Raw genomic sequence first — 10792 nt, 5'->3', positions numbered from 1 at the left:
AACACCCAAGGGGTTTGCAGGCGAGGCGCGTGAGAAGCTCGCGCCGAGCAACAGCGAGTCACCCCTGCGATGACCGATAAGCGGATACGTCGAGTCGTATCGAGTCAGCTTGATTCATTTGTTAAGACAGTCCCGTGGCGGGCAGCGTCGAGCGTCGGGTCGCGATCGAAAGCACGATCACGATCAGCCCTCAAGCCACCACGCGACACCAGTTTACGCCTGACGACCATAGCGAGCGGGTCCCACCTGACCCCATGCCGAACTCAGCAGTGAAACCGCTCAGCGCCGATGGTAGTGTGGGGCCTCCCCATGCGAGAGTAGGTCATCGTCAGGCATCTTCACCGATACCCCAGCCCAACGGCTGGGGTATTTTTTTGCGGGGGAGAAAATTAAGCTGATGTCCACTTTGGTCGCTAACGTTCCCGCCGGGTAGCGGCTTCCGCTAGAATGTCGGTTTTCCGACGGGGCGCGATACATGACGATCGGTGACCTGATCCGCCTGCTGGGCGACGGCGATTACCACTCGGGCGAGCAGTTGGGCGAGCACCTGGGCGTGTCGCGCACGGCAGTGTGGAAGCAGCTCAAGAAACTCGAGGCAATGGATATCCCGCTGGAGGCGGTCAAGGGGCGAGGTTACCGCCTGGCTTCGCCGCTGGAACTGCTCGATGGTCCGGCGATTATCGCGGCGTTATCACGGGACTCCCGTCGTTACTTGGCACGCCTGTTCGTCGAGGAGTCCCTCCCATCGACCAATCTCTTCCTGCATGAACGCTTCCGCCACGGCGCCGGGCATGCCGAGGCCTGCTTGGCGGAGAGCCAGAGCGCGGGTCGCGGACGCCGCGGACGCCAATGGGCGAGCCCCTGGGGGCGCAGCCTGCTGTTGTCGATCGGCTGGCGATTCGAGGGCGGCGCCGCGGTGCTGGAGGGGCTGAGTCTGGCGGTCGGTGTGGCCACGGCGCAGGTACTTGAGCGGCATGGACTCGATATCGCGCTCAAGTGGCCCAATGATGTGCTGCTCGTGGCTGACGGAGAGCCGCGCAAGCTGGCCGGCATCCTGCTTGAGCTCAGTGGCGATGCGGCGGGCCCTTGTGAAGTCGTGGTCGGTATCGGGCTCAACGTCGACCTGCCCGGCAACGTGCGGCGCCAGCTGGACCAGCCGGTGGCCGCAGTCGTCGATGGCGCGCCCGGCATTTCGCGCAATGCCCTCGCCGCCGAACTGATCGAGGCGCTGCTCGAACTGCTGGCCGGTTTCGAGCAGTCACGCTTCACTGCTTGGCAGGCGGCGTGGAACCAGCGTAATGCGCATGCCGGTCGCGAGGTCGACGTCATCCAGGGCGGCGGGCGCTATGTCGCCATGGCCGAAGGCGTCGACGATTCAGGCAACCTGCTGGTATATCGCGGCGGTGAGCTGCAGCGCCTGGTGGGCGGGGAAATCAGCTTGCGTGGGCGGCCATGATTCTCGATCTCGATATCGGCAACACCTTGTCAAAATGGCGCCTCAAGGACATCGCGAGTAGCGAGATTCGCTCGCGCGGTGCGGTATGGACCCGGGAGGAGTGGCGTCCCGGTCCGGATATCCCCGACCTGGACGTGGTCAGTGCGGTGCGCATATCGAGTGTGGCGCGCCGCGCGGTGCTGGATAACACGGTAGCGCTGCTGCGGCGTCAGGTCGGCGCGGTGCATGTCGCGCGCTCAATGCCCGAGGCGCTCGGCGTGAGTTGTGGTTACCGTGAGCCCGGTCGGTTGGGCGTGGATCGTTGGATGGGTGCCTTGGCTGGCTATCAGTTGACCGGTGGCTGTTGCAGTGTCGATTGTGGCAGCGCCATTACCATCGACTTCGTACTGCCGGGTGGGCGCCATCTTGGCGGGTATATCATTCCCGGGCTGCGTCTGATGAAGGAGAGCCTCAAGCTAGGCACCCGCAACGTGGCGATCGATCCCGACAGTGAGGCCGATGAACTGCTGGCACCCGGCCGAAATACCGTCGAAGCCGTCAATCATGGCATTTACATGGCGGCAGTGAGTGCCGTCAATCGTATTTACAGTGAGGTTTGCGACCGCGAGGGCGTAGCGCTTCCGCTGCTGTTGACCGGCGGTGATGCGCGGGTGGTATCGCGGGGAATCCGCGTTCCGCACGCGCTGTGGCCGGACATGGTCTATGCCGGGCTCGAAGCCAGTTTCCCCTTGACCGCTGCCGAGCGCGCCGGGCGTATGTCGGGTGCGCCACGCGTGCCTCCTCCGGTTTCGCTGGAAAAGATCCGGGCCGCGCTTGCATTCTCAATGCTGCTTTGACACAATTCGCCGCGTTCTGAGGCAGCGGTTCTGGGCGGTTCGTCTGGAAAATGCAAGTGGCTGATTAACAAGCACTTGACACTGCGTGCTCAGGCGGTAGAATTTGCCGCCACGTTGGAGGGGTTCCCGAGTGGCCAAAGGGAGCAGACTGTAAATCTGCCGCGAAAGCTTCGAAGGTTCGAATCCTTCCCCCTCCACCAAGATCATTGCCGATACGCTGTCGTCGGGTCGGTTGCAAGAGTGGGTCGGCGGGCATAGTTCAATGGTAGAACCTCAGCCTTCCAAGCTGATGATGCGGGTTCGATCCCCGCTGCCCGCTCCAGTGTTTTGTGATGCAAGCGGCTGTGTGTCGTGTGTGAAGCGTTTCGCTCATGTAGCTCAGGGGTAGAGCACACCCTTGGTAAGGGTGAGGTCGACGGTTCAAATCCGTCCATGAGCTCCAATTGGAAAGGGCGAGCAACTGGCTCGCCTTTTTCTTTCCTGTTCTCGAGGGGTTGTCAGCGCGGGCCGTGTCCGTTATGATCTTGCCCGCTGTTGTGCAGCCGTCTGCAAGAGATGCTGCGCCAGTTGATACAGGCCAGTAGCTCAATTGGCAGAGCAGCGGTCTCCAAAACCGCAGGTTGGGGGTTCGATTCCCTCCTGGCCTGCCAGCCTTCCCCAGGTTGGCATCCTTTTATAATTTCGTCTTTTTATTTGCCGCACCTTGAGGAGTTCGTCGTCATGAAGCATAACGCCGAGGTGCAGGGGTCGCGCCATGATGGTCTCAAGTGGGCGGTCGTCACCATTCTCGTCGTGCTTGCCGTGGTCGGCAATTCCTATTTCGCCGAGCAGGCTTTGCTGTACCGCGTCCTCGGTGTGGTGGCGCTGGGTCTTGCCGCCGCCGCCCTGGCGTTGACTACCACCAAGGGGCGCAGTTTATCTGAGCTGGCGCGTAGTTCGCGCAAGGAAATCCAGCGCGTGGTCTGGCCGACGCGTCAGGAAACCATTCAGACGACGGCGATTGTACTGGTTGCAGTGTTGCTGGTCGGCTTGATGCTATGGCTCATTGACACCCTTCTGGGCTGGGCGATGTCCGGCATCATTGGTTAGGAGATTCCATGTCCAAGCGTTGGTACGTCGTACACGCCTATTCCGGCTTCGAAAAGCATGTCATGCGCTCGTTGATCGAGCGCGTGAAGCTTTATGACATGGAGGATCAGTTCGGCGAGATCCTGGTGCCGACCGAAGAAGTCGTCGAGATGCGTGAAGGCAAGCGCCGTAAAAGCGAGCGCAAGTTCTATCCGGGCTACGTGCTGGTCGAAATGGAAATGAACGATCAGACCTGGCACCTGGTCAATGAGACACCGCGCGTCATGGGTTTCATCGGCGGTACGCCGGAGAAGCCGGCGCCGATTACACCGAAAGAGGCCGACGCCATCCTGATGCGTGTGCAGGATGGTACCGATAAGCCGCGTCCCAAGACGCTGTTCGAGCCGGGCGAGGTGGTGCGTGTCGCCGATGGGCCTTTTGCTGACTTCAACGGGGTCGTCGAAGAGGTCAACTACGAGAAGAGTCGTCTGCAAGTCAGCGTGCTGATTTTCGGTCGTGCCACGCCGGTCGAGCTGGAGTTCGCTCAAGTCGAGAAGGACTGAGCCTGGCTATTTCGCCGCGCTTTGGCAACGCAAGAATTTCATCGGGCCGCCGAGGCGGTTCGTTAACCCGGGGAGCCGCAAGGCGCTACTACCCAACTGGAGTGTAACATGGCTAAGAAAGTTCAGGCCTACATCAAGCTGCAGGTTGCAGCGGGCAAGGCCAATCCGAGTCCTCCCGTCGGCCCCGCGTTGGGTCAGCACGGCGTCAATATCATGGAGTTCTGCAAGGCGTTCAACGCCGAGACTCAGGATATCGAGCCGGGCCTGCCGACGCCGGTGGTGATTACCGTCTATTCCGATCGCAGCTTCACCTTCGTCACCAAGACGCCGCCGGCCGCCGTCCTGCTGAAGAAGGCCGCTGGCATCAAGTCCGGCTCCGGTGAGCCGAACAAGAAAAAGGTCGGCACCGTGACTCGCGAGCAGCTCGAAGAAATCGCCAAGACCAAGGAGCCGGACCTGACGGCTGGCGACCTCGCTGCCGCCGTGCGTACCATCGCCGGCAGCGCCCGTAGCATGGGCCTCAACGTGGAGGGTCTTTGATCATGGCTAAACTGTCCAAGCGTGCGCAGATGATCCGTGAAAAGATCGACACCACCAAGGTTTACTCCGTCGACGAGGCCGTGGCTTTGCTCGGTGAGCTGTCCAAGGTCAAGTTCAAGGAGTCGCTGGATGTCGCCATCAACCTGGGCGTCGATCCGCGCAAATCCGACCAAGTCGTGCGTGGCGCCACCGTCATGCCCAACGGCACCGGCAAGGACGTGCGTGTCGCCGTCTTTACCCAGGGCGCCAATGCCGACGCGGCGAAGGAAGCCGGTGCCGATATCGTCGGCATGGACGAGCTGGCCGAGCAGGTCAAGAAGGGCAATTTGGACTTCGACGTGGTCATCGCTTCGCCGGATGCCATGCGTGTCGTCGGCCAGTTGGGTCAGATCCTCGGCCCGCGCGGGCTGATGCCGAACCCCAAGGTTGGCACCGTGACGCCCGATGTCGCCACGGCGGTCAAGAACGCCAAGGCCGGTCAGGTGCGTTTCCGTACCGACAAGAACGGCATTATTCATACCACCCTGGGCAAGGTGGATTTCTCCGCCGACGACATCCGGGGCAACCTGGAAGCGCTGGTCAACGACCTCAAGCGTCTCAAGCCCAGCACTTCCAAGGGTGTGTACTTCAAGAAAATGACCCTGTCCACCACCATGGGCCCGGGTCTGACCGTCGACCACTCCGCGTTGGCTTGACGTGTCGCCAAGGCAGTAACTTTGCGGTCCCCGTGCGCTGTTTCGACAACTGCCGGCGGGGCACCGTCAAAGACCGCAGGTGCCGCCAGGTGGCGGTTTAATGGTTCGATGACGCTGGCCTGGCCAGTCTCGCAAGAGCCGCCTGCGCAGATGGTGTGGCCTGCCAGCAAGCTGGTGAGCACCATCACCCAAGACTCCCTTGCTTCGGGCAATGGGAGGGATGGTAACCACCGGGGTTTGCGTGATGCATTGCCCCGGCACGAAGGAGTGAACACTGTGCCACTAGGTCTCGAAGACAAGAAGGCAATTGTTGCTGAGGTCAGCGAAGCCGCCAAGGGCGCTCTCTCCGTCGTAGTTGCCGATTCTCGCGGTGTGGCTGTAGGCGCGATGACCGACCTGCGCAAACAGGCCCGCGAGAATGGCGTCCAGATCCGTGTTGTACGCAACACCCTGGCACGCCGTGCGCTGTCTGGAACCTCCTGGGAGGTTCTCGACGAGACTTTCGTGGGTCCGACCCTGCTGGCTTTCTCCTATGAGCATCCGGGCGCTGCCGCTCGCCTGTTCAAGGAATTCGCCAAGGGCCAGAAGGACTTCGAAGTCAAGGCGTTGGCCTACGAAGGTGAGCTGATCCCGGCTTCCGATCTCGATCGTCTGGCAACGTTGCCGACCTACGACGAGGCGATTGCTAAGCTGATGTCGGTCATGAAGGAAGCTTCGGCCGGCAAGCTGGTACGTACCCTCGCCGCGCTGCGTGATCAAAAGCAGGAAGCCGCCTGAGCGGTCTGCTGCATGCAGCCTGAATCGACTACCCAGTTACCGAGCGCACGAACCCTCGCGGGGAGCGCTCCGCAAAGTTTAGGAAAGCAAACATGGCACTGACCAAAGAAGACATCATCAACGCCGTCGCCGACATGTCCGTGATGGAAGTCGCCGAGCTGGTCGAGGCGATGGAAGAGAAGTTCGGCGTATCCGCTGCGGCCGCCGTTGTGGCCGGTCCGGCTGCGGGTGGCGAAGTCGCTGAAGAGCAGACCGAGTTCGATCTGGTTCTGACCGCCGCCGGCGACAAGAAGGTCAACGTGATCAAGGTCGTTCGCGAAATCACTGGTCTGGGCTTGAAGGAAGCCAAGGGTGCCGTCGACGGCGCGCCGGCGACCATCAAGGAAGCCCTGTCCAAGGACGACGCCGAAGCAGCCAAGACCAAGTTGGAAGAAGCTGGCGCCTCCGTGGAGCTCAAGTAACCCTTGTGCCCCGAGGCTTTACGCACTGCGTAAGCTTCAACGGCTGGTGGCGGGATGCCCGCTACCGGCCTTTTTCTGTTGTCACTAGTGCTGTGTCGTAAGCCCATCACTTACGAATATGGCACTAGACGAATTCCGACGGCGAGCCTCTGTTTGGAGGCTTGCCGTCAGCGCCTGACGGGGATGCCCCCGTTGGCTAGCCGACCACGCATCGGTCACCCATGGTGAACAAGCTGGGGAATACAGATGGCTTACTCATACACTGAGAAAAAACGCATCCGCAAGGATTTCGGCAAACTGCCTCAAGTGATGGATGTGCCCTACCTGCTGGCCATCCAGCTTGATTCCTATTATGACTTCCTCCAGCAGGACCGTGCTCCGCAGGAGCGTCTTGAAATCGGCCTGCATGCCGCTTTCAAGTCCGTGTTCCCGATCTCGAGTTTCTCCGGCAACGCCGCGCTCGAGTATGTCAGCTATCGCTTCGGTACCCCGGCGTTCGACGTCAAGGAATGCCAACTGCGTGGTGTCACCTATTCGGCACCGTTGCGGGTCAAGGTCCGCCTGATCATCTACGACAAGGAATCGTCGAACAAGGCGATCAAGGACATCAAGGAGCAGGAAGTCTACATGGGGGAGATCCCCCTGATGACCGAGAACGGCACCTTCGTCGTCAATGGCACCGAGCGTGTCATCGTTTCCCAGCTGCACCGCAGCCCGGGTGTGTTCTTCGATCACGACAAGGGCAAGAGCCACTCGTCCGGCAAGCTCCTGTACTCCGCGCGGGTGATTCCTTACCGTGGCTCCTGGCTGGATTTCGAGTTCGATCCCAAGGACAACGTCTTCGTGCGCATCGACCGTCGCCGCAAGCTGCCGGCGACCGTGCTGCTGCGTGCGCTGGGCATGAGTGCCGAGGAGATCCTCGATACCTTCTTCGAGACCAGCACCTTCCATATCGAGAAGAAGGGTTTCTCGGTGGATCTGGTGCCGTCGCGCCTGCGTGGCGAGACCGCCATCTTCGATATCAAGGATATCGACGGCAGCGTGATCGTCGAAGAAGGCCGCCGCATCACCCAGAAGCATATCCGCCAGATGGAGAAGTCGGGCCTCGATCGTCTCGAGGTGCCGATGGAGTACCTGTACGGCAAGACCCTGGCCAAGGATCAGGTCGATGCCAAGACCGGCGAACTGATCTGCGTGTGCAACACCGAGATCACCCCGGAATTGCTCGAGAAGCTCGGCGAAGCCGGTATCAAGACGCTGGAAACGCTATATACCAACGATCTGGACTGCGGTTCGTTCATCTCCGATACGCTGAAGCTGGACACCACGCGTTCCGCGCTCGAGGCGTTGGTCGAGATCTACCGCATGATGCGCCCCGGCGAGCCGCCGACCAAGGAAGCCGCCGAGACGCTGTTCCACAACCTGTTCTTCACCGAGGACCGTTACGACCTGTCCGGCGTCGGTCGCATGAAGTTCAACCGCCGCCTGCGTCGCGAGTCCGACGAAGGCAAGGGCGTGCTCGGCAACGACGATATCCTCGCCGTACTCAAGGAACTGATCGGCATTCGTAACGGCTTCGGCGATGTGGACGACATCGATCACCTGGGCAACCGCCGTATCCGCTGTGTCGGCGAGATGGCCGAGAACCAGTTCCGCGTCGGCCTGGTGCGCGTCGAGCGCGCGGTCAAGGAGCGTCTGTCGATGGCCGAAAGCGAAGGCCTGATGCCGCAGGACCTGATCAACGCCAAGCCGGTGGCGGCGGCGGTCAAGGAGTTCTTCGGCTCGAGCCAGCTTTCGCAGTTCATGGACCAGAACAACCCGCTGTCCGAGGTCACTCACAAGCGTCGCGTGTCTGCGCTCGGCCCGGGCGGCCTGACCCGCGAACGTGCCGGCTTCGAGGTGCGCGACGTTCACGCCACGCACTACGGTCGTCTGTGTCCGATCGAGACGCCGGAAGGCCCCAACATTGGCCTGATCAACTCGCTGGCCACCTATAGCCGCACCAACAGCTATGGCTTCCTCGAGACGCCGTACCGCAAGGTCGTGGATCGTCAGGTCACCGACGAGATGGTGCACCTGTCGGCGATCGAGGAAGGCGACTTCATCATCGCCCAGGCCTCTGCCACCGTCGATGAAGGCAACAAGCTGATCGACGATCTGGTCCAGGTCCGCCACCGTGGCGAAACCACCTTCATGGCGCCCGACAAGGTGACCCTGATGGATGTCTCGCCGCGCCAGGTGGTCTCGGTAGCGGCGGCATTGATCCCGTTCCTCGAGCACGATGACGCCAACCGCGCGCTGATGGGCTCGAACATGCAGCGTCAGGCGGTGCCGACCCTGCGTGCCGACAAGCCGCTGGTGGGCACCGGCATGGAGCGTTTCGTCGCTCGTGACTCCGGCGTCTGCGCGGTGGCGCGGCGCGGCGGGGTGATCGACTCGGTCGATGCCAAGCGCATCGTGGTGCGGATCAACGAGGACGAGATCATCGGCGGCGAAGCCGGCGTCGATATCTACAACCTGACCAAGTACATCCGTTCCAACCAGAACACCTGCATGAACCAGCGCCCGATCGTGCGCACCGGCGACGAAGTGGCGCGCGGCGATATCCTCGCCGATGGACCGTCCGTCGACATGGGCGACCTGGCGCTGGGCCAGAACATGCGCATGGCCTTCATGCCCTGGAACGGCTACAACTTCGAGGACTCGATCCTGGTCTCGGAGCGCGTGGTGCAGGAGGACCGCTTCACCACCATCCATATCCAGGAACTGACCTGCGTCTCGCGCGACACCAAGCTGGGCGCCGAGGAAATTACCTCGGACATCCCCAATGTCGGCGAGTCGGCGCTGTCCAAGCTCGACGAGGCCGGCGTGGTCTACATCGGGGCCGAGGTCGGTGCCGGCGACATCCTGGTCGGCAAGGTCACGCCCAAGGGCGAAACCCAACTGACCCCGGAAGAGAAGCTGCTGCGCGCGATCTTCGGCGAGAAGGCGTCCGACGTTAAGGACACCTCACTGCGCGCACCGACGGGTGTCAAGGGCACGATCATCGACGTCCAGGTGTTTACCCGCGACGGCGTCGAGAAGGACTCCCGCGCCCTGTCCATCGAGCAGATGCAGCTCGACGAAGTGCGCAAGGATCTGCAGGAGACCTACCGTATCGCCGAGGACGCCACTTTCGAGCGCTTGAAGCGCACGCTCGACGGCCAGGCGGTCAATGGCGGGCCTTCGCTCAAGAAAGGCGACGTGCTCTCCCTGGAATACCTCGATGAACTGCCGCGTCAGCAGTGGTTCAAGCTGCGTCTGCAGGACGAGGCCCTGAATGAACTGCTGGCCCAGGCCGACGAGCAGCTCGAGAATCGCCGCAAGGAGATGGACGAGCGCTTCGAGGACAAGAAACGCAAGCTCACCCAGGGCGACGATCTGGCCCCGGGCGTGCTCAAGATCGTCAAGGTCTACCTGGCGGTCAAGCGGCGTATCCAGCCGGGCGACAAGATGGCCGGTCGTCACGGTAACAAGGGTGTCATTTCGGCGATCATGCCCATCGAGGACATGCCGTTCGATGACAACGGCGAACCGGTCGACGTGGTACTGAACCCGCTGGGTGTGCCGTCGCGCATGAACGTCGGTCAGATTCTCGAGACCCACCTGGGCATGGCTGCCCGTGGTCTCGGCATGAAGATCGATCACATGCTACGCGATGCGCGCAAGCAGCAGGTTGCCGAGATTCGCGAGTTCCTGGGCAAGATATACAACACCCCGGGCACCCGTCACGAGGACATCGACTCGCTGTCCGACGACGAAGTGATCGCGTTGGCCAGGAACCTGCGTGGTGGCGTGCCGATGTCCTCGCCGGTGTTCGACGGCGCCAAGGAGCAGGAGATCAAGGGCCTGCTCAAGCTGGCCGATCTGCCCGAATCGGGTCAAATGGATCTTCACGACGGCCGTACCGGCGAGAAATTCGACCGCCCGGTCACCGTTGGCTACATGTACATGTTGAAGCTCAACCATCTGGTCGACGACAAGATGCATGCGCGCTCCACCGGCTCCTACTCGCTGGTTACCCAGCAGCCGTTGGGCGGCAAGGCGCAATTCGGTGGTCAGCGCTTCGGCGAGATGGAGGTCTGGGCGCTGGAAGCCTACGGCGCGGCCTACACGCTCCAGGAGATGCTCACGGTCAAGTCCGACGACGTGGAGGGACGTACCAAGATGTACAAGAACATCGTCGACGGCGATCACGCCATGCAGGCGGGCATGCCGGAGTCCTTCAACGTGCTGGTGAAGGAAATCCGCTCGCTGGGCATCGATATCGAGTTGGAAGGTTAAGCGCTTGGCGCTGATGAATGATGGTCCGCGGGGCCCCGAGATGTTGGGCCCCGCTCATGACAACTCCGCAACG

At 61.7% G+C, this 10792-nt stretch carries 9 protein-coding genes, 4 tRNA genes and 1 rRNA gene; all 14 read left to right on the top strand.

Annotated elements, in window-relative coordinates:
* Positions 1–218 precede the first annotated feature (218 nt).
* Positions 219–334: ribosomal RNA gene (gene rrf, locus BLR92_RS17440) — 5S ribosomal RNA — on the top strand.
* A 141-nt stretch (positions 335–475) separates the two neighbouring features.
* A complete protein-coding gene (locus tag BLR92_RS17435; protein WP_089730552.1) occupies positions 476–1456 on the top strand; it encodes a biotin--[acetyl-CoA-carboxylase] ligase in 981 nt (326 codons plus the stop codon).
* Positions 1453–2292 (top strand): type III pantothenate kinase, encoded by an 840-nt coding sequence (locus BLR92_RS17430; RefSeq protein ID WP_089730551.1) that lies wholly within the window; start codon positions 1453–1455, stop codon positions 2290–2292. The genes BLR92_RS17435 and BLR92_RS17430 overlap by 4 nt, the downstream gene beginning before the upstream one ends.
* 116 nt (positions 2293–2408) lie before the next feature.
* A tRNA-Tyr gene (locus BLR92_RS17425) sits at positions 2409–2492 on the top strand.
* A gap of 48 nt (positions 2493–2540) precedes the next feature.
* Positions 2541–2614, top strand: a tRNA-Gly gene (locus BLR92_RS17420).
* A 45-nt stretch (positions 2615–2659) separates the two neighbouring features.
* Positions 2660–2734 (top strand) — tRNA-Thr (locus BLR92_RS17415).
* 132 nt (positions 2735–2866) lie between these two features.
* A tRNA-Trp gene (locus tag BLR92_RS17410) sits at positions 2867–2942 on the top strand.
* A 70-nt stretch (positions 2943–3012) separates the two neighbouring features.
* Positions 3013–3381 carry a preprotein translocase subunit SecE gene (gene secE, locus BLR92_RS17405; RefSeq protein ID WP_089730550.1) on the top strand — a complete coding sequence of 123 codons (369 nt, stop codon included), beginning with the start codon at positions 3013–3015 and terminating at the stop codon, positions 3379–3381.
* Between the two features lie 8 nt (positions 3382–3389).
* A complete protein-coding gene (gene nusG, locus BLR92_RS17400) occupies positions 3390–3923 on the top strand; it encodes a transcription termination/antitermination protein NusG (protein ID WP_089730549.1) in 534 nt (177 codons plus the stop codon).
* 108 nt (positions 3924–4031) lie between these two features.
* Entirely contained in the window at positions 4032–4463 is a 432-nt protein-coding gene (gene rplK / locus BLR92_RS17395) for a 50S ribosomal protein L11 (RefSeq protein ID WP_089730548.1), read from the top strand.
* A gap of 2 nt (positions 4464–4465) precedes the next feature.
* Positions 4466–5158, top strand: coding sequence for a 50S ribosomal protein L1 (gene rplA, locus BLR92_RS17390; protein ID WP_089730547.1), 693 nt, complete (start codon positions 4466–4468; stop codon positions 5156–5158).
* 276 nt (positions 5159–5434) lie between these two features.
* Positions 5435–5935 carry a 50S ribosomal protein L10 gene (gene rplJ / locus BLR92_RS17385; RefSeq protein WP_089730546.1) on the top strand — a complete coding sequence of 167 codons (501 nt, stop codon included), beginning with the start codon at positions 5435–5437 and terminating at the stop codon, positions 5933–5935.
* Between the two features lie 92 nt (positions 5936–6027).
* Complete coding sequence (rplL, locus tag BLR92_RS17380; RefSeq protein WP_089730545.1) at positions 6028–6396, top strand: 50S ribosomal protein L7/L12; 369 nt, start codon at positions 6028–6030, stop codon at positions 6394–6396.
* Positions 6397–6642: 246 nt separating this feature from the next.
* A complete protein-coding gene (rpoB, locus tag BLR92_RS17375) occupies positions 6643–10719 on the top strand; it encodes a DNA-directed RNA polymerase subunit beta (protein WP_089730544.1) in 4077 nt (1358 codons plus the stop codon).
* Positions 10720–10792 lie beyond the last annotated feature (73 nt).

It is taken from the genome of Modicisalibacter muralis (genome assembly GCF_900102945.1).
Classification (GTDB): Bacteria; Pseudomonadota; Gammaproteobacteria; order Pseudomonadales; family Halomonadaceae; genus Modicisalibacter; species Modicisalibacter muralis.
Note: the sequence above shows the minus strand (reverse complement) of the source record. Positions and strands in the feature narration are given on the sequence as shown.

Coding starts and splice junctions, on each gene's coding strand:
- BLR92_RS17435 (WP_089730552.1), top strand. CDS start 476: ATGACGATCGGTGACCTGATCCGCCTGCTGGGCGACGGCGATTACCAC.
- BLR92_RS17430 (WP_089730551.1), top strand. CDS start 1,453: ATGATTCTCGATCTCGATATCGGCAACACCTTGTCAAAATGGCGCCTC.
- secE (WP_089730550.1), top strand. CDS start 3,013: ATGAAGCATAACGCCGAGGTGCAGGGGTCGCGCCATGATGGTCTCAAG.
- nusG (WP_089730549.1), top strand. CDS start 3,390: ATGTCCAAGCGTTGGTACGTCGTACACGCCTATTCCGGCTTCGAAAAG.
- rplK (WP_089730548.1), top strand. CDS start 4,032: ATGGCTAAGAAAGTTCAGGCCTACATCAAGCTGCAGGTTGCAGCGGGC.
- rplA (WP_089730547.1), top strand. CDS start 4,466: ATGGCTAAACTGTCCAAGCGTGCGCAGATGATCCGTGAAAAGATCGAC.
- rplL (WP_089730545.1), top strand. CDS start 6,028: ATGGCACTGACCAAAGAAGACATCATCAACGCCGTCGCCGACATGTCC.
- rpoB (WP_089730544.1), top strand. CDS start 6,643: ATGGCTTACTCATACACTGAGAAAAAACGCATCCGCAAGGATTTCGGC.